This window comes from Paenibacillus wynnii, from assembly GCF_030812855.1.
In the GTDB taxonomy this organism is placed as follows: Bacteria; Bacillota; Bacilli; order Paenibacillales; family Paenibacillaceae; genus Paenibacillus_AQ; species Paenibacillus_AQ wynnii_A.
Genome location: NZ_JAUSTK010000052.1, coordinates 1 through 18,592, shown reverse-complemented (window position 1 = coordinate 18,592; position 18,592 = coordinate 1). Strand labels below are relative to the sequence as shown.

Annotated in this window: 16 protein-coding genes; 11 read left to right on the top strand and 5 right to left on the bottom strand. The window is 47.5% G+C overall.

Annotated elements, in window-relative coordinates; all coding sequences use genetic code 11:
* Positions 1-241: 241 nt before the first annotated feature.
* Positions 242-478 carry a DUF6953 family protein gene (locus tag J2T20_RS25410; protein ID WP_036651009.1) on the top strand — a complete coding sequence of 79 codons (237 nt, stop codon included), beginning with the start codon at positions 242-244 and terminating at the stop codon, positions 476-478.
* Positions 479-514: 36 nt separating this feature from the next.
* Here the strand turns inward: J2T20_RS25410 and J2T20_RS25405 are convergent, their stop codons facing one another.
* The gene (locus J2T20_RS25405; protein ID WP_307592757.1) at positions 515-2,818 is read right to left on the bottom strand and encodes a UvrD-helicase domain-containing protein; all 2,304 of its coding nucleotides are present in this window, start codon (positions 2,816-2,818) and stop codon (positions 515-517) included.
* A gap of 245 nt (positions 2,819-3,063) precedes the next feature.
* Between J2T20_RS25405 and J2T20_RS25400 the strand changes: the two genes are divergently transcribed.
* A complete protein-coding gene (locus J2T20_RS25400) occupies positions 3,064-3,648 on the top strand; it encodes a helix-turn-helix domain-containing protein (RefSeq protein WP_307592754.1) in 585 nt (194 codons plus the stop codon).
* Positions 3,620-4,360, top strand: coding sequence for a YhfC family glutamic-type intramembrane protease (locus J2T20_RS25395; RefSeq protein ID WP_307592752.1), 741 nt, complete (start codon positions 3,620-3,622; stop codon positions 4,358-4,360). Before J2T20_RS25400 ends, J2T20_RS25395 begins: the two co-directional genes overlap by 29 nt.
* On the opposite strand, the gene J2T20_RS25390 is transcribed toward J2T20_RS25395, so the two are convergent.
* Complete coding sequence (locus tag J2T20_RS25390; RefSeq protein WP_307592750.1) at positions 4,346-5,206, bottom strand: Cof-type HAD-IIB family hydrolase; 861 nt, start codon at positions 5,204-5,206, stop codon at positions 4,346-4,348. The two genes, J2T20_RS25395 and J2T20_RS25390, sit on opposite strands and share 15 nt — an antisense overlap.
* 208 nt (positions 5,207-5,414) lie before the next feature.
* On the opposite strand from J2T20_RS25390, the gene J2T20_RS25385 reads away from it, so the two are divergent.
* A complete protein-coding gene (locus J2T20_RS25385) occupies positions 5,415-6,656 on the top strand; it encodes a DUF445 domain-containing protein (RefSeq protein ID WP_307592748.1) in 1,242 nt (413 codons plus the stop codon).
* A gap of 87 nt (positions 6,657-6,743) precedes the next feature.
* Here the strand turns inward: J2T20_RS25385 and J2T20_RS25380 are convergent, their stop codons facing one another.
* The 3 genes from J2T20_RS25380 to J2T20_RS25370 form a co-directional block, all read right to left on the bottom strand.
* Positions 6,744-7,070 carry a P-II family nitrogen regulator gene (locus J2T20_RS25380; protein ID WP_307592746.1) on the bottom strand — a complete coding sequence of 109 codons (327 nt, stop codon included), beginning with the start codon at positions 7,068-7,070 and terminating at the stop codon, positions 6,744-6,746.
* Between the two features lie 235 nt (positions 7,071-7,305).
* Positions 7,306-8,436, bottom strand: a complete 1,131-nt coding sequence (locus J2T20_RS25375) for a glycosyltransferase family 4 protein (RefSeq protein WP_307592745.1) — start codon at positions 8,434-8,436, stop codon at positions 7,306-7,308.
* Between the two features lie 114 nt (positions 8,437-8,550).
* Entirely contained in the window at positions 8,551-9,369 is an 819-nt protein-coding gene (locus tag J2T20_RS25370) for a hypothetical protein (protein WP_307592743.1), read from the bottom strand.
* Positions 9,370-9,590: 221 nt separating this feature from the next.
* On the opposite strand from J2T20_RS25370, the gene J2T20_RS25365 reads away from it, so the two are divergent.
* The 7 genes from J2T20_RS25365 to J2T20_RS25335 all read left to right on the top strand — a co-directional run bounded on the left by J2T20_RS25365 (position 9,591) and on the right by J2T20_RS25335 (position 18,513).
* Positions 9,591-10,196 carry a C39 family peptidase gene (locus J2T20_RS25365; RefSeq protein WP_307592758.1) on the top strand — a complete coding sequence of 202 codons (606 nt, stop codon included), beginning with the start codon at positions 9,591-9,593 and terminating at the stop codon, positions 10,194-10,196.
* 72 nt (positions 10,197-10,268) lie between these two features.
* Positions 10,269-12,230, top strand: a complete 1,962-nt coding sequence (gene pulA / locus J2T20_RS25360) for a type I pullulanase (RefSeq protein ID WP_307592742.1) — start codon at positions 10,269-10,271, stop codon at positions 12,228-12,230.
* A gap of 874 nt (positions 12,231-13,104) precedes the next feature.
* The gene (locus J2T20_RS25355) at positions 13,105-14,589 is read left to right on the top strand and encodes a glutamate synthase subunit beta (RefSeq protein ID WP_307592740.1); all 1,485 of its coding nucleotides are present in this window, start codon (positions 13,105-13,107) and stop codon (positions 14,587-14,589) included.
* Positions 14,590-14,719: 130 nt separating this feature from the next.
* Positions 14,720-15,262 (top strand): phosphodiesterase, encoded by a 543-nt coding sequence (gene yfcE / locus J2T20_RS25350; RefSeq protein WP_307592738.1) that lies wholly within the window; start codon positions 14,720-14,722, stop codon positions 15,260-15,262.
* 120 nt (positions 15,263-15,382) lie between these two features.
* Positions 15,383-16,411, top strand: coding sequence for an agmatine deiminase family protein (locus J2T20_RS25345; protein ID WP_307592737.1), 1,029 nt, complete (start codon positions 15,383-15,385; stop codon positions 16,409-16,411).
* A gap of 434 nt (positions 16,412-16,845) precedes the next feature.
* A complete protein-coding gene (gene aguB / locus J2T20_RS25340) occupies positions 16,846-17,721 on the top strand; it encodes an N-carbamoylputrescine amidase (protein WP_307592735.1) in 876 nt (291 codons plus the stop codon).
* 132 nt (positions 17,722-17,853) lie between these two features.
* Entirely contained in the window at positions 17,854-18,513 is a 660-nt protein-coding gene (locus J2T20_RS25335; protein WP_307592733.1) for an SDR family NAD(P)-dependent oxidoreductase, read from the top strand.
* The last annotated feature ends 79 nt before the right edge of the window (positions 18,514-18,592 follow it).

Genomic DNA, 18,592 nt, shown 5'->3' with positions numbered 1-18,592 from the left:
GTTGGCTCTGTGGATGAATCAGCAATAAAAGAGAAAGAGTTTTTTCTTTCGAAGCCCCACTTCAAAACCTTTGGTTTAAGTGGAGGGTAGTTCACGATAAAGAATGTTGGAGATATCTAATCCCAATGAAAGGTAGCCTTAGATAACGAGTTGTATACGTATCAGTGTGGCCGGTTTGGGCTGGATTCATGTTATAATGAGTGGGCATTGTAGAACGAAATATCGGAGGGAACGACATCCTATGGAAGTAACAGCTCAAGAAGTAGCCGAGTGGATGGTCAAGGAGATCCGCTTTACCGGAAATTTATATCAAACCGCTGCCATTGAATATGTGAAGGCGAATTTTGGAGAACAATTCGTGTTTGTGAATGAGAACGGCAACGCCTCCTTATCCAAGGACGTTAAGAAGGCTTTCCGTAAGCTGCATGGGGGCAAAATTGCATGGGATCGGGATGGGTTTCTCTGGGCCTGGACCTAAAAAAACGACCGCTAAGGGTCGTTTTTTTATTGCAGACTATACCGGAACAACCCGGCTGTCCTTTTCCATAGGCGAGCTGCAGAGCGGGCATGGCTTGGTGGATACATGGTCTTCGCTACCGCCGGCTTTTACACGAGTCCAACCGGGACAGCTTGTCCCCGTACACTTCCATACCGGTACCGTGTGGGTTCTTACCGCTGCCGTTGATCTGCTGGTCGGCAGTGATTTTGTTGTAACGGTAACGCTTCTAGATGCCGGAGCACTGTAAGAAGACACCGCCGACCGGAAGGCCGATAGCATAAATCGGGAGACGTCTGCCTTTTTGCCCCGATGTTGGGCCGGAGAACTGATGAACAGCTCCTCCTTAGCTCTCGTAACAGCTACATATGCCAATCTCCGTTCCTCCTCGAGTGCTGCCAGACTTGAGGCTCCGCTACCGGGGGCGGCGATCTTCCGATCCTTCAATCGATCCCCTTCGAGCGCGGAGCTGTGCGGCAGAATTCCTTCGGAGGCTCCGATCAGGAACACGACCGGAAACTCCAGTCCCTTCGATTTATGAATCGTCATTAGCGCAATCCGGTTGCCTTGCTCTTTGGTACCCGGCTGACGGTGATGCTCATTTCGCTCCGTGATATTCTCAATAAAATCAAGGAAGGCCGGGATGCTGTCAAACCGCTCCGCTGAAGTTTCCAGCTCGTCCAGCATTTCCTTTAGAGTCTCCCTGTGCAGGGTTGCCTGACTTCGTTCGTTAGCCTCAATAAAATAATCGTAAAATTGCGAGCGTATTTGGCGGATAGCTTGTATAGGTGTCAGCTCCCGCATGTTTCGGATCAGATCGAGCCGCTCTCTGAGCTTGACGCCTTTGAAATCCTCCATACCAGGCATCGACATCAGGTGGATCAGCGGTCCTTGCTTCGGCTGGATAGCCTCCATATTACGGATATGGTTCATTCCTTTTTCTCGGTTCATATACAGCGTGGGTAGAATGTTCTCAATCGCTGCGAAATCCCTCCGATTCACCGACAGACGCAAATGATCCACCACAGGGGAGATTAACCAGTGCTCATAGAGCAGTTGGCCTTCGCCATAATCAATATAAGGGATGTCACGCAGAAGCAGCAGCTCCAGAAGAGCCCGATTACTACTGGTCGCCCGATACAGCATGGCAAAATCCTTGTATTCCCGCTTCCCTCGTTCCACTTCAAGGACAATATGCTCCACCATTTGCGCCGCTTCCTCGTCTGCTGTTTGCGGACGCATATACCGGGGCTGACTGCCGTTGCTCTTCGCTGCCTGCAGCGTTTTGGAGCGTCGCCGCGTATTATGACGGATAATGCCGTTGCCCAGGCCGACAATTGCAGGACCTGAACGGTAATTAATATCGAGCGTAATGACCTTTGCCCCCGGATATAGCTTCTCGAATTCCAAAATGAACTCGCTGCGCGCCCCGTTGAAGGAATAAATCGTCTGATCATCGTCGCCGACCACCATTAGATTATGCTGGGGATGCGCGACCATTTTGACCAATTCATATTGCAGGGCATTCGTGTCCTGGAACTCATCGACCATTACATACTGGTACCTCATCTGCAGCTCCTGTAAAAGCACCGGCCGCTCCTTCAGCATCCGATAGGCTATTAGAAGAACATCATCGAAATCGATTTTGAAATTCTCAAGCTTCCATTGCTCATAAATCTTCAGAATCTCTTTCATTTCTTTCTCTGCCGTGGTTAGCTCCGGTAAATCTTCAAGTGTGCCCATGTTCATCTTATGAGAGGAGAGCAGGGTAAGCAGTGTTTCCGGTGGATAAGCATCCTTAGGAAGCCCAAGCTCGCGCATAATCTGCTTCAATAAAATATGCTGACGGCGCGTTTCGCTGAATATATCCTGCTGCAAGCCTTGTCTTCGCAAGAAATATAGGAAAAAGGAATGGAATGTCCGGGCCTGCAGGGTGGTAGCATCACGTTCGCTCACTCCGGGAAGCAGCACAATTCGTTCGCGCATTTCCGCTGCGGCCTTATTGGAAAAGGTCAGCAGGAGCAGCTGGCTCGGCGATATGCCACGCACAGACAGCAAATAACCGGTTCTGCAGATCAGAACCGAGGTTTTGCCAGAGCCTGCACCTGCCAGAGTAAGCAGCGGCCCCGTATGATGCCTGACGGCTGCAATTTGGGGCTGATTAAGAAGAATACCGCCATTCTCAAGCTTCCGGAAATAAGCCGAGTCAGGGTCTCCTGCCTTCACCAGTTCCTTACTGGTTCGCGCAGAAGCTATGGCTGCCTCTGGGATCCGCTCACCGGTAGCACCCAGAGGAATATTATGAAATAACAGCTTGTTCATTAAATTCACCTTCATTTGTTTCATTTACGGTTTTGACCAATCTACAATATACCATTCGAGAGCCGTTGCTGCACAAGTAAAAAGTGTAAAAGAGATACAATTAGAACAAGAGGTCATCAGCAATTTGCTCACCTAACAGTTCTACATTACTGGAGAGCATTGCTGTTTTTTTCACTAAAAATATTGCATTTCGATGTCATTATCATTATCATTATTGATAATGATAATAATGGAGGGGTGAAAGTATGCCGGAGTCAAAAGCAGATCTGATTCTGCATCCCATTCGGATGCGCATCATTCAATCTCTTGCGCTGGGCGGACAACGGACTACACAGCAGCTGGTTAGAGAGCTGGAGGATATTCCTCAAGCGACAATGTATCGTCATCTGAACAAGCTGCTGAAGGCCGGAATTCTGCAGGTGGCAGAGGAGAATAAAGTCCGTGGAACTCTAGAAAAGGTATATTACCTGGCTCAAGGTGGTGAAGATTTAACGCCGCTGGATGTTACGGAGAACTCCTCGGGTGAACACATGACCTTATTTCTGAAGTTTATCTCTTCGCTTATTGGTGATTTCAGTCAATATGTTCGTCAGGAGCATTATGACATGCGTCAGGACGGTATTTCCATGAGGCAGCTGCATCTACATCTAAATGATGAAGAGTATGCGGCACTTCTCACCGAGCTTCGCCAGTCTATGCAGAAATATGCAAGTAATGAAGCCGGAGGGACTCGTCGCAGACGTATGATATCGACCATCGTAATTCCCGAAGTACAGGAGGATAAAGGGGGAAATATGAAAGATGAGGCGAGTAACGATGACAGTAACTGAACGATCAGAAGCACAACTAGTCCACGAGGTTCGGGAAACCACGGATCCATTCGCAGGTGTGTCCCAGAAGGCACTCAAATTTCTACCGCTTTATGTCCTAGTTCCCCTCATGTACTGGACCTTATTCAAAACCATGGGTTATGAGTTGGATTGGAAAGGTTTTGGCCTTGGGGCGCTTGGGTGGACCGTTGCCCTGTTTCTGCGCGGACCGCTCAGCTTGCTGGTTCAGAAGTGGCCGCCCGAGAAGGCCAAGAATGTTATCGTAAGCAGCTCCGGTGTTCTGGAGGAAGGGGTTCGTCTGATTCTGCTGGTGCTTACCTCCACTTCCTTCACCTGGGCACAATCGGTGGGTCAAGGCTGGGCGGCAATTGAAGTATTATTTGTCATTATTAACGTCATTATGATCACAGCCCTCATTAATCGGACAGACGAGAAAGCCATGCAAGCAAAGGAAATGCTTCAGGCCCAGGGAAACATTCAGGCTAGCCCACTGTGGGGAATATTGGAGCGTATTTGGGCGTCAGCATTTCATATCGGAGCAACACTGATCATAGCGCATAACCCCTGGTCAGTCATACTGCTGATTCCACTGCACAGCGGGCTGAACCTAGTTGCTGTCCGCATCGCCAAGGCCTCCATATTCGGAACGAATATGTTAGTTGCGGCGCTGGGACTGGTTACACTGACGGTTGGGTTATTACTTTTTCAATAAATACCTGATTCCTTCCGCCACCCCATCCTCATTATTGCTGAAGGTAATGTAATCACTCATTTCTTTGAGAATGGGAGCGGCGTTAGCCATGGCAATCCGGTGACCGGCTACTTTGAACATAGGCAAATCATTGTAGCTATCACCCATTACGGCCACATCCTCCATCGCTATTCCAAAGTGTGAGGCCAGCAGAGTTACCCCATGACCTTTTGTAGCCTCGTGATGGTTGATTTCAAGGTTATTCTCATGCGATGACGTAATAATGAGACCGGGAATGGAAGCAAATCGAGTAGAAGCCTCCTTCAGCAGGTCAAGATTGAAAGAGAAGGCTAAGGCCTTATATATCACATTCTCTTTTTTACTCCAGATTTCATCCATATGTTCTACATAGGTGACCGCAGCCTGTTGAAATTGCTTCTCCACCAACAGCTTGATAATCCACCGCACATTCTCCGGTACTTCCCCCGCTTCCATAGATGCGAGCTTCTCTAACCGTACCCTTTTATTCAGCTCAACGTATACATTGTCTTCCGTATAAATCTCGTAATACAGCTCGGGAATTTCATTCATCCAACGGAGAACAGGAAGGAGGTCTTCCTTGTCGAGCGGTCGGCTTGCTACAATCATCCCGCCCGGCAGTGCCGCCGCTGCTCCGTTCAGGCTAACCACCGGACACTGCAGATCGGCCAGACGCAATTGTCTTTCGGCATCCATATAAGAACGTCCTGAAGCGATAGCTACAATGTGTCCTAAGCTTTGGGCCTGAACAATAGCCTCGCGATTCCCCGGACTGATAACGCCATCCTCATTTAATAAAGTTCCATCCATATCCAGTGCGATCAGCATGTTGTATATCCTCCTACTCAAGTGTATTGTCCTTTGAAAGGAAAGTGAAATTGTTTTCTGTATCTTATCATTAATTTGCATATTTTTAGAATAGAGATCGTTCGTGGTACAATGGTATGTGTTAATATCCTAGCGCCAACACCGTATTGGCGGTTTTTGGTCTGGGCATACAAGCGGAGTCTGTTATACGTAAGGGGGCTTTTTAATTATGAGATCCAAGAATTTGGCTACAATATCGCTCGCCGTAATGGCTTGCGGTTTTCTTTTCACTCTGTTTCTACCGGAAAATTTAGCTGTGATTCTGCTCCGGGGCGGCTTTGAGGCAGGACTTGTGGGCGGTATAGCTGACTGGTTTGCTGTAACTGCACTGTTTCGTCATCCTTTGGGGTTGCCCATTCCGCATACATCCCTGCTGCTGAAGAATCGCGATAAGCTTGTTCAATCGTTGATCTCAGCGATGGAGAACGAGCTGCTGAACAAAGAGAGCATAGAGAACAAGCTGCGTAAAATTAAGATTGTCTCGATGGGAGCGGGCTTATTAACCAAGTCTCTCCGTAGAAAAAAAACGCGGGCCGAAATTCTAGAGCAAATTAGTGGAATTGTACTTCACCTTCCGCTGCAAAAAGCAGTTCCTCATTTAAAATCTGCACTTGTGGGCTATATCCAGGAAGCGGATCTGAGCACAGCGGTGGATAGCGTAGTAACGAGGCTCATGAACGATGGTAAAGATGTTGCTGCTCTTGACTATGCGTTGGAGCAGGTATCTATGTGGGGCGGTAGAACAGAAACTCGGGCTATGCTGGGCAAAATCGCGAGTCAAAAGCTATCCGAAGTTAAGCTGGGCGGATTGAAGGGTATGGCGTTTCAGGCCTTTGTCGGATTTATGGATGAGGAGATGCTGGGCGAAATGCTGCAAGGGATGCTGGTCTCTGGAATCCGTGATTTTCAGGAGGAGGACAGTCCGTACCGAGAGGGGATTATCCAGGAAATTCGAGTGGCGTTATTCCAGCTTGTGAACGATGAGAAACGAGTGGCATCCTTGAAGGACTGGGCAGTGCAAGAACTTCAAAGCGAGGCTTCGACTGAATTCATGGGTGCCCGCTTGGAAGAGATCCGCAGCAAGGCTGTAGCGATGCTGAAAGAGGATCAGGCGAAGGGTGGTCGTAAGTTATTTACACTCTATGCCATGCTTGTACGCCGTATTAGTAAGGAGCAGCAGTGGATTCAGGGCTGGGAAGAGCGGATACGGGCTTCACTGATTGCATTTGTGGGGAACAACCATTATCGACTCGGGGTACTGGTCAAAGAGAATCTAGAGATGCTGGATGACGCCAGTCTAGTCAATATGCTTGAGGATAAGGTCGGCAAGGATCTGCAGTGGATTCGAGTAAACGGTGCGCTGTGCGGATTTGTCGTCGGTCTAATTCTGACCCTAATTCAAATGGTATAGATAATATAAAAGCAGTGAAGACTTCTGCCGGAGGATGAATGTCCTACTCGCGGATTGGTCTCACTGCTTTTTGATATGAATAAGTAGTTACAGCTGGTTTTTGCCGTTACTTATTGTATAGGTTTCCAGAACGGGAACGACGAATATTTTGCCATCTCCGAAGGAGCCTTTCTCCCCGGTTCTTGCAGTTCTCATGATAATACTGAGTACATCCTCTTTCTCGTTATCATTAATAACGATCATCAAGAGTTTCTTGGATATTTGATTGTAATGATTTGTACCCACCTGTATGCCTTTTTGTTTGCCGCGTCCTAAAAGATCCATCTTGCTGATGGAGGGAAAGCCGGCAAGCATAAGCTCAGCCATAACCTCATCTGCTTTCTCCGGCCGTACAATTGCCTTAATCATTAACATCACAATCAACCCTTTCTACGACGAATAATGTGTAGGGATATTGCCAAATTCATGGTAGCAGGATAAAAGAAAATATTCGTTATAGTGGCAACGCTTCCAATATAAGTGTAAGTTTTTTGAAGTAGGAAACATACGATTAACATCACAAATTCCTTTTTACACTATGTCGCATTAACGGGATAAACAGACAAGTGAAAATAATGGATAGGTAGAGGATACATGTGAAAACAGCGATTTATTCAGATGCCTTCTCCTGTTTATCCTGCGTATTCAGTGTTAAAGTCCGGTACAATTCCTCCAAACGTGCGGCCGTATGCTTCCAATCAAAAGCATTCAGTGCATCCTTCCGACCCTGAATGCCCATACTTCCCGCCAGTTTCGGGTTACGGCCTATAATCAGCAGATATCTGGAGAAGGATAACGACTCCCGATAACGGTTCACAAGGTATCCATTTACACCGGATACGACAATTTCACGGATACCGCCATTATTTGAAGCGATAACAGGCAGACCGGTAGCCATGGCCTCCACATTGACCAGACCAAAGGCTTCATGACCCTGTGAAGGGCAAACGAAGCAGTCGGCTGCTTGATACAGCAAGTGAATCTCCTCATGAGCTACGTTTCCCAGGAAAGTGACTGATACGCCGAGGCGCATTGCCAATCTCTTCAATTGCCTGATATAAAGCGGTTTACCTCTGCCTACAATTAGCAGGTGAATGGGTAACCATCTACGGAGTAAGGATACGGAACGAATAAGAACGGACACACCTTTGCGCGGGATTATTCGTCCTACATATAACACAGTAAACTTCTGCGGAAGCCGATAAGAACGGCGAAGATATCGCCGTTCTTCCGGAGACGGAGGAACAAACCGTTCCAGATCCGCTCCTAGCGGAACAATGCGTATGATCGCAGCACAGCTCGGGAAGCGGCGAGCCAATCGCCGCTGCAAAGAGCGGCTGTTGGCAATAATCAGATCAGCATGATTCAGACAGCTGAGGATTGCTCGTGTATTCGGTACAAAGGTAAGAGAATGCAGAAATAGAACTATGGGTATTGTTGGAGCTGCTTTCTGGACAGCGGCCATGAGTCTTGGACGATTATCAACCTGTATAAGATCAAAGGAACTTTCCCTTACGAAGTTCAGCACCGCATCAAGATATCGGGACGGATTATCCGCGGGCAGCCGAATAATATTTACATGCTCCAGCTCATCGGTAAGTGACAACCCCGGTATTCTCCGGCTTACAATGGTAACCTGATGACGCAGGGCCAACTGCTTGGCAATCGCCAGGATACAAATTTCTACCGAGTTGTTCCCGGGAACAGTAAATTGTTCCGGAGCGATGATACAGACACGCATGGTTCATGCCTCCCTGATCGACCCTCAACATTGAGTCTTTTTGTACCATATGCAGAGCTGTAGGTAGGAGATACATCCCAAGAGCGGAGTTCACCGTGGCTGAAAAGGTTGAAACTAGGAGCTAATCTGCGCTTTTGTCCTCTCAATGACCACTGAAATCCGCTGCTCAAGCCCTTCTATGGTTTGCTTGCTTCCTGCGATTTGGCGCAACATAGAGACAAGAGAGGATAGTGACTGTGAGGCGATCATTGGATTGTGCTTGCGGATGGCGGATTTGAAGCTGCTCCAATCTGCAGAGAGCCGCTTATTTAGAGCGGTGACTACACTTTTCCTAGATTTAATCTCCGTTTGGCTGCTTTCGATACTGCTTAAGGTTTTACGGGCAGCAGCAATTTTCAGGCTCCGCGTTTCTTTGGCCGTTTTTAATTTTGCTTCCTTGTCCCGAATGTCCTGTCGGGCCAGCTGCACGAGTACTCTCATAGCATCCCCTTGAGCGTTTAACACTGCGTTTAGATTTTTGTCTTTCAAGTTCCTGGCGATACTGATCCTGCGGCTAAGTGAGCTGTATTGATCAAATAGAGGCTGATAACGTTCCTTCGTACTCTTGGTCTGAGCTTCCAGTGGTGACACAATGCCTGCATCTATTTCTCTGATTTGCTTACGGACTATGCTCAACATCTGCTCATTCTTGTAGTGAAGGACTCTTATTCTCTCCTCCCGGCTATCGTACTGGGTCTGCAGCATAACCAGCTCTGCGTATAAATTAGTTAATCTGGCTTTGGTTGCAGAGTCCGCAACAGCAGCGGTTTCGTCATAAGAGGCTTTGATGTCTGGTGTTAATTGAACAACAGAAGCGGCAAAAGCGTCAGCAGGAGATAGAGCAGCGATTACAAGCACCAGCAGTAATCCGGTAAAACGTTTCAGCTTCAACAAATATTTTCCTCCTCATTCATCCGTGAGCCCCAAAACGACAAAAAGCACCCGTAGCAAAGGCTAAAAAAAGCCTTTATTACGGGTGCTTCCACGTAAAAAGTCACGAACGATCTATTTCCTCAAACTATAGTGCAATACGATCTATTGCGTCAAGCGGGCACATTTTTATCGGCATCCGTCTTATCGTATACTGAATGAATAGCATGGAGGAGGGGATTTGAATAAACTCATATAAAAAGATTGCCGTTGAGCCCTATACGCAATGGGAGCCGGAGGTGGCTTCACCCTCCTCAGCCTGTGGACCCGCGACGATGGCAGCGTTGGCGGAATATTGGAGAACCCAGCAGGGGCAGGCTTTTATTCAGAGATGGAGTCATTTTCATTCCAAAGCGGCGCATATTAATTATATATATAGACATCATGGAGGAGCTCCATGGGGAATGAGTGTAAAAGGCTTCAAGAAAGGGATAAAGTCTTATCTCGGAGCTGCATTCGATACAGAGGAAGGCCGGCGGCACACGCTTTCGATCAGCACCTTTAATGACTTTGCTCAATATAAGGCGGAGATCGAAGCTGGCAGACCCGTTGCTATAAAATTCGACAAATGGTTCAACCTTCGCTGGAAAGGAAACTACGTCTATGATTATCATTGGGTAATCGGAATTGGGTATGAAGATGCCGCGGATAGCGGGAAAGCGACCCTGATTATTCTGGATAACGGTGTGAAAACTGCCGCCGGTTTTAATTTGAGCAGGGAACGGCGGGTAGATTATGGCATAAATAAGGACATCCTAACAATGGTGGCATTAAATATAGAAAAAGTGTAGTACAATCGTTTGCACTAACGCGTATATCATATTATAATTTCCCCTTAATAAGGGGTAAAGGGGAAGATTTCTTTGGCGGTACAAAAGGAAATAGACGAACCGATTTATTATGGGGATTTTGTGGTCACTAGTGGTGTTTCTGTATTTGCTCAAGACTTTGATGACTTGTTTAGCTATGATGGCGATGACTTGGGTGTGGCCTATACTAAAGAGCGTTCTTCCTTTCGGTTATGGGCGCCCACTTCGCTGGAAGTGGAGGTCGTTCTATACCCATCCTGGGAGGGTGAGGCTTCGCAAAAGCTACCTATGACCCGGGATACCAGGGGGACGTGGATTCTCGCGGTTAACGGGGATCTCGAGGGCATGTTTTATACATATCGGGTTCGTATTGGAGAGCAGTGGAATGAAGCTGCGGATCCCTACGCGCGAGCAGTTGGCGTGAACGGAGATCGAGGCGCAATCATAGATATGCGTACAACGGACCCGGAACGGTGGAGCGAGAACAAACCTCCGCTTGAAGATCCTGCTGATGCGATTATATACGAGCTTCATGTACAGGACTTATCTATCCATCCGAACAGCGGCATTAAGCATAAAGGTAAATACCTGGGCCTCGCAGAGGAAGGGACGAGGGGACCGGGAGGTATTTTAACCGGGCTGGATCATATTACGGATCTTGGAGTAACCCATGTGCAGCTGCTGCCTATTTATGATTATGCTACTGAAAGTGTAGATGAGACCCAGCTTGATCACGCGCAATACAACTGGGGATATGATCCCAAAAATTATAATGTTCCAGAAGGTTCCTATGCTACGGACCCCTATGTTCCGGGAGTGCGGATCAAAGAGCTGAAGACCTTAATTCAGGCGCTGCATGATCGTGGAATTCGGGTGATTATGGATGTCGTATACAATCATGTGTATGACGGATACCGGGTCAATTTCACGAAGCTGGTTCCCGGCTATTATCTGCGGTATAAACCGGATGGACGTCTGTCCAACGGCTCAGGCTGCGGGAATGACTGTGCTACGGAACGCAAGATGATGTCGCGGTTTGTTGCCGATTCGGTGGTCTATTGGGCAAAGGAGTACCATATCGACGGCTTTCGGTTCGATCTGATGGGACTGATGGATATTGATACGATCAACGAAACACGCCGCCGCCTCGATGAGATTGATTATTCGATTCTGACGATTGGCGAGGGCTGGATTATGGAAACGGAACTGCCTCCGGAACGGAGGGCCAACCAGAGTCATGCCAATGTTTTGCCGGGCGTAGGACATTTTAACGACGGCTTCCGAAATGCGATTAAAGGGAATATCTTTCTGCATGACCAAAGGGGATTTGTCGGGGGCGGAATAGGCTTTGAACGAAGTATAAGGGCAGGAGTTGCCGGCGGTATCTTTTACGAGCTTGGACAGGGACAATATGCTCAAGAGCCGCAGCAATGTGTAAACTTCGTAGAGTGTCATGACAATCATACCCTGTGGGACAAAATCATCCTATGCTCCCCGAAAGAAACCGATGAACAACGTCGAGCCATGCATCACCTTGCTTCAGCCATCGTATTAACGAGTCAGGGGATTCCTTTTCTCCATGCCGGGCAAGAGTTTATGCGGACAAAAAATGGAGTCGAGAACAGCTACCAGTCACCCGTGGAGATTAATTGGATGGACTGGGAGCTATGTGCGGCACATGGGGATTCTGTAGCCTACATGAAGAAGTTGATCTCACTACGCAAGGCTCATCCGGCATTCCGGCTGCGTTCGGGTGACGATATCCGGGATAGACTTATTTTTGAAAAAGCGCCGGCTCACACGGTTGCGTACACTCTGCGTGATCATGCCGGGGGAGACTCTGCGCAGCATTTGTACGTTCTTTACAACGCTGAGCCGCAAGAGGTTTGCTTGGATCTGCCGGAGCTTGGAGAATGGAATGTTATTTTCGGCGCAGAGTTCGTACAAAGTGTGGATAAAGGGAAATTAACGGCCCGAGGCATTGGCATGGTCGTATTAGCTGTTCAGCCGTATTAGGTGGATCAAAAGAAACCTCTCCTTTGTAAATGGTTGGACTTCACTCCATTTGATCAAAGAGAGGTTTTTTACTATTGGATTTCCGGCCGCTGTTGTCTCCAGATTTCTTTGATTGAACCTGCTGTGGGCGGTTGAAATTCGGATACAGCTTGCTTATATATACATGAAATTAGCAATTAAGCTTGAGCCAAATAGCAGTAGCTAAAGTAAATATAGATTAAGGTAGATCGGTTTAAGAACGCTATGCGGACTACAGATCCCTTATTGTCTATAAATTGCTCTATAAGTAAGTTATGCGGACACAGTTGCCGTTATTTATGAAAACTGGGCTATTTATAGCCGAATTCTTGTAAATAAGGCCTTCTGAGTCCGCATAGATAAGGAATTCAGGTAAATGGAGTAAATAGCGTCCGCTGGGTCCGTTAAGCTCACGCATTCATCTTGAGCAGATATCCACGCGTGTTCGTACATCAAGAGGGGAAGGAGTAGGCTATTCATGCGAAGCAGAGATCTACACCTGTTCATTCATTCAGAAACTTATGGGTTGCATTTTATTTTCCGATAAACTTAAATATATGGTAATACTTGTGATAAAGTTAGGTTGAATGTGTCGTTTTGTGTAAATCGTGATATTATTCATTACAAAATTGAAGTACAGGTGTTAATATAAAAGCACTTATTCCCCTATTCATGCCTGACAGGAAGTTGAAAGTGTGGCGGAAGTCGCCAAGTTACAGCCTCCTACTTCGCCGCTTTACAGCGGTACTTAGATCGGTGACCGAGAGTGAAGCCTTTTGAGCGCCGGGAATAAAAGCAAGGACACCACCGCCTTAAGTTCCGGCGGCTAATAAGAGAGACTCGGAGGATGACTGTTATGGGTAAAACAACGGGATTTATGGAATATCAACGGCAAACACCGGCAGAATGTGCGACGCTGGAGCGAATTAAACATTGGAATGAATTTTCGGTACCGATGGAAGAAGAGAAACTGCGTGAGCAGGGTGCAAGATGTATGGATTGTGGAACGCCGTATTGCCATGTAGGACGTGTACTTTCAGGTATGGCTTCGGGCTGTCCTGTGAATAATCTAATTCCGGAATGGAACGATCTCGTGTATCACGGCAACTGGGAGGTTGCTTTAAAGAGATTGCACAAAACCAATAACTTTCCTGAATTTACAGGTCGGGTATGTCCGGCTCCATGTGAAGGATCATGTACGGTAGGCCTCGTTGGGAAGCCTGTAACGATAAAGTCCATAGAGAAGGCTATTGTGGACAGGGGATTTGCGGAAGGCTGGATTGTTCCTGAACCGCCGCTAACACGTACTGGTAAGAAGGTTGCCGTTGTCGGATCCGGACCTGCGGGTCTTGCTTGCGCGGCACAGCTTAATAAAGCCGGACACAGCGTAACGGTATTCGAGCGCGCTGATCGCATCGGCGGTTTGTTGACTTACGGGATTCCGAATATGAAACTGGATAAGAAAACCGTGCAGCGCCGAGTAGATTTGCTTGCTGCTGAAGGCATCACTTTTATTACGAATACGGAAATTGGCAAGGATATTACTACCTCCCAACTGAAGGATGAGTATGATGCAGTTGTCCTATGCGGCGGATCAACTCAAGCCCGTGATCTTCCATTGGAAGGACGCGAGCTATCGGGTATCCATCAAGCGATGGAGTTCCTGACGTTGAACACCAAAAGCTTGCTTGACTCCGAATTGACGGATGGGCAATACTTATCCGCAGCAGGCAAAGATGTAGTGGTTATCGGCGGCGGAGATACGGGTACGGACTGCGTAGCCACCTCTATCCGTCACGGTTGTAACAGTGTGATCCAGCTGGAAATTATGCCGCAGTCCCCGCTTAGCCGTCAAGCCGGCAACCCTTGGCCGGAATGGCCGAAGGTGCTTAAGGTAGACTACGGTCAAGAAGAGGCGGCTTCTGTGTTCGAGCAGGACCCGCGCCGTTATCTCGTATCGACGAAACGTTTTGTCGGTAATGAGGAAGGGCATGTACAGGAACTCCACACCGTGAAGATCGAGTGGACCCGTAATGAGCAGGGCCGTATCGTACCGGTTGAAGTCCCGGGCAGTGAAGAAGTTTTCAAGACACAGCTGGTACTGCTGGCCTTGGGTTTCACCGGACCGGAAGAAACAGCGCTTGAAGGTTTGGGCTTGGAACGTGATGAACGTTCCAATGTAAAGGCAGAGTTCGGAGAACAAAAGACAAACGTTGAGGGTGTGTTCGCCGCAGGAGATATGCGCCGTGGACAAAGCCTTGTTGTATGGGCAATTAACGAAGGCCGCCAAAGTGCGCGTGAGGTTGACCGCTTTTTGATGGGAGCTTCGAATCTTCCTTAATTACTTGAGACTAAGCATATTACAAGCAGGACGCCTTCCGGGGCGTCCGCTTTTGCGTTCACAGACTCCAAAGTTAATAATAGGGATATAGGAATTCAAATAATATACTCATATAGAGGGGATGGCAGTTATGAAATTAATGTTTATTTCCGATATCCACGGCTCACTTTACTGGCTCGACAAGGCTTTGGAGAAGATGCAAGAGGAACAGCCGGATAACCTTGTTATATTAGGCGATTTTTTGTATCACGGACCTAGAAATCCGCTGCCGGATGGATATGATCCACAAGGTGTTGCAACCAGACTGAATCCTTATAGCAAATCTATTGTCGCTGTACGCGGGAATTGCGATGCCGAGGTGGACCAAATGCTGCTGGAGTTCCCGATGATGGGGGATTATGTGATGATTTTGCACGAAGGCAGACGAATTTATGTTACGCACGGACATGGCTTCAGCATCGAGAATTTGCCGCTGCTCTCACAAGGAGATATTTTCATTCAAGGGCATACCCACCTTCCGGTGGCGGATGTTAAAGAGGGAGTCTATGTACTGAATCCCGGTTCGATAGCGTTGCCCAAAGAAAATAATCCGAACAGCTACGCGATCCTTGAAGGCGGGTTGTTCAGTGTGAAGGATTTTGACGGGAATACGGTTAAAAGTATTGTTCTATAACAAAAAAACCATAATCTTATAGCCTAGCGGCAATTGAGCGCAGGGGAATATTCATGTATTATGGGTATGGAGCTTTGAAGCAAGCGGGCTCCAAATATAACAGTAAAGGTAGTTACCTACATGCATCCTAAAGATTCGAACTATACCATGCCGCCCGAATGGGGTAAGCATGAGCGTACTTTTATATCCTGGCCGGTCAAAGCCTCCATGTGTTTCCCGGAAGATCATGAGTCCGTATGCAAAGGATACGCGGATATCATCAATGCTATAGCAGAGTTTGAACCCGTAACCGTAGTGGTTAATCCAGCCGATCTGGAAGCCGTAGAACGCCTGGTTGGCGGTCCGAGTGTTACGCTTTTGCCTATAGAACACAGCGACGCGTGGTTGCGTGATAATGGCCCTACTTTTGTCGTGAATAATGATGGTGTATTGGCCGGAGTAAATTGGACTTTTAATGCCTGGGGAGGCAAATATGCTCCTTGGGATCTTGACGATAAAGTAGCCCCGCAGATTCTCGAGAGCTTGGGGCTTGAGCGTTTGGATGCACCGATTGTAATGGAGGGCGGTTCGATTCATACGGATGGGGAAGGAACCCTTCTTACAACAGAGGAGTGTCTGCTGAATCCTAATCGTAACCCTCATCTTGGACGGGAAGAGATTGAAGAATCGGTGCGCAGATACACCGGTACGGAGCGGATTATCTGGCTGAAGCAAGGCTTAAGCGGAGATGAGACGGATGGTCATGTCGACAATATTGCTTGCTTCGCTGCACCCGGCAAAGTGATTATTCAAGTGTGTGAGGATCCGGAGGATGAGAACTACGCGATTACGTTGGATAATCTAAGCATTCTGGAGAATGCTGTAGACGCTAGGGGACGTAAGCTGGAGATCATTAAGATTGAACAGCCGCCGCGTGTAGATTATGAGGAAAGTCGTTTAACGCTCAGCTATTTGAACTTTTATTTCGTGAACGGGGGCATCATTCTGCCCGTCTTCGGCGGTACTGCGGAGGAGACGGACAAGCTGGCGGAGCAAGTGCTGGCAGATGTTTTCCCGGATCGCAGAATACGTACCGTCAATGGTATGGCTGTCATCCGTGAAGGCGGGAACGTTCATTGCACCACGCAGCAAATGCCGGCACGAAACTAACAAATTTAAGCATGCCTAGTTGGATATTGCTTTAAGGAAGAACATTAGGCGGGAATATTCCCTCTAATTCATCAGATAAACGTTTCTTCTTGACCCAGTCAGTTAAATAGATGTATTTTATACACTTATTTCTAGATTTTGGCGCTCGGATGTATGAATAGATGTACTTTGTGCAACTAAAAGCACGAATAAGTCGTTTAAACCCCAGAATACCCAAATATAAGTGTATAAAGTGCACTTAAACATCCTAAAGTGTGCTAAGGGAGAAATATAAGTGTGCGTTGTGCAACTATATATATTGAAACCCATGTAGGTAGACGATTTGATTGCCGTACTTGTCGCGTATACCTGGGAAGATACTTCTACCCTCATACACAAACTTCTTGACGCTACCTGATTGGCCCAAGATCCATTAATTTAAGGAGGTAAGATACGTGAGAAAAGTAAAAGTAGCTGCTACACAAATGAGCTGCTCAGGCAACATTGATGAGAATATAAGCAAAGCCGAAAAGTTGGTTAGAGAAGCAGCGGCGCAGGGTGCGCAGATTATCTTGCTCCAGGAACTCTTCGAAACACCGTACTTCTGCCAGAAGGAGAAGTCCGATTATTATAGCTACGCAACCGAGCTTGAGCTTAATAAAGCAGTGAATCATTTCAAAGCGATAGCCAAAGAACTTGAAGTAGTTCTGCCGATCAGCTTCTATGAGAAGAAAAACTATGCACGCTACAATTCGCTTGCTGTTATCGATGCAGATGGAACCGTTATGGGGAAATATCGCAAAAGTCATATTCCGGACGGTCCGGGTTATGAGGAGAAGTTTTATTTTAACCCCGGAGATACCGGCTTCAAAGTGTGGAACACACGTTATGCAAAAATCGGCGTAGGCATCTGCTGGGATCAATGGTATCCGGAAGCCGCCAGAGTGATGAGCTTGATGGGGGCGGAAATCCTGTTCTATCCTACAGCCATCGGCTCTGAGCCGCAGGACGGATCTATTGACTCCAAGGATCATTGGCAGACCTGTATGCTTGGGCATGCAGCCGCCAACCTGATTCCTGTAGTTGCCTCCAACCGGATCGGTGAAGAGACAGATGAGGAATCCAGTATTAATTTCTATGGTTCATCATTTATCGCCGGCCCGCAAGGGAACAAGGTTGTGGAAGCTGGACGGGATGAGGAAACGGTGTTGGTTAGTGAGTTTGACCTGGATGCTTTGGAGGTTGGACGGATTGAGTGGGGGATCTTCCGGGATCGCCGGCCTGAGCTTTACCGATTGATCTCCTCGTATGATGGGGATTTAACGTTTTAAGGTTCGTTTTAAGGTTTACGTTTTTAAGTTTCTAAGGATAACGGGCACTGCCAAGGATGATCATGATCTCTTGCCGGTGGCCGTTTTTTTATAATCAGAGTATCCCAATAATTCACTATAGGAGGAATTACTATGTATCCATCTTTCGATTTAACAGGCAAAATAGCAGTAATTACGGGGGCCAGCATGGGGATCGGTCAAGGACTGGCCAAAGCATTGGCACATGCAGGAGCAAAAGTCATTCTAACGGCTCGAAGTGTACAAGCGCTTGAAGGCGTAGCTGAGGAAATTCGGGTGGAAGGCGGCGAGGCGGAGGTTCGGCAGCTGGATGTAACGAACATTGCCCAGATAAGTACGGTTATGAATGAAATTAGGGAAGCTTTTGGCCGGATAGATATTCTGGTGAACAATGCGGGACTCGGAGCCAATCATCCAGCCGTGGATGTAACGGAAGAGGATTGGGACAGCATGATGGATGTGAACTTGAAGGGACTGTTTTTCTGCTGTCAGGCGGCAGGGAGAATTATGCTGAAGCAGGGCGGCGGGCGGATAGTGAATATCAGTTCGCAGGCCAGTGTTGTCGGTATTGTAGATCATGCGGTTTACTGCGCCTCCAAAGGGGGAGTGAATCAGTTAACCCGTGTATTAGCTTTGGAATGGTCAAGTCAGGGAGTTAATGTGAATGCGGTAGCCCCTACTTTTACATATACACCAGGTACAGCTGAACGTTTGGATAACCCCGAATATTATCAAAATGTGGTCAGCCGCATTCCAGCCACTAGACATGCATAGAACCTTACACGAAATCGAAAAACTAAAAAAGTAATAATTTTACAGTTGTGTTTTTTGGATAAAGTGAAAAAAATCAAAG

Coding starts and splice junctions, on each gene's coding strand:
- J2T20_RS25410 (WP_036651009.1), top strand. CDS start 242: ATGGAAGTAACAGCTCAAGAAGTAGCCGAGTGGATGGTCAAGGAGATC.
- J2T20_RS25335 (WP_307592733.1), top strand. CDS start 17,854: ATGTATCCATCTTTCGATTTAACAGGCAAAATAGCAGTAATTACGGGG.
- J2T20_RS25375 (WP_307592745.1), bottom strand. CDS start 8,436: ATGCGTGTCTGTATCATCGCTCCGGAACAATTTACTGTTCCCGGGAAC.
- J2T20_RS25345 (WP_307592737.1), top strand. CDS start 15,383: ATGCATCCTAAAGATTCGAACTATACCATGCCGCCCGAATGGGGTAAG.
- yfcE (WP_307592738.1), top strand. CDS start 14,720: ATGAAATTAATGTTTATTTCCGATATCCACGGCTCACTTTACTGGCTC.
- J2T20_RS25355 (WP_307592740.1), top strand. CDS start 13,105: ATGGGTAAAACAACGGGATTTATGGAATATCAACGGCAAACACCGGCA.
- J2T20_RS25385 (WP_307592748.1), top strand. CDS start 5,415: ATGAGATCCAAGAATTTGGCTACAATATCGCTCGCCGTAATGGCTTGC.
- J2T20_RS25380 (WP_307592746.1), bottom strand. CDS start 7,070: ATGTTAATGATTAAGGCAATTGTACGGCCGGAGAAAGCAGATGAGGTT.
- J2T20_RS25390 (WP_307592750.1), bottom strand. CDS start 5,206: ATGCTGATCGCACTGGATATGGATGGAACTTTATTAAATGAGGATGGC.
- J2T20_RS25395 (WP_307592752.1), top strand. CDS start 3,620: ATGAGGCGAGTAACGATGACAGTAACTGAACGATCAGAAGCACAACTA.
- J2T20_RS25405 (WP_307592757.1), bottom strand. CDS start 2,818: ATGAACAAGCTGTTATTTCATAATATTCCTCTGGGTGCTACCGGTGAG.
- J2T20_RS25400 (WP_307592754.1), top strand. CDS start 3,064: ATGCCGGAGTCAAAAGCAGATCTGATTCTGCATCCCATTCGGATGCGC.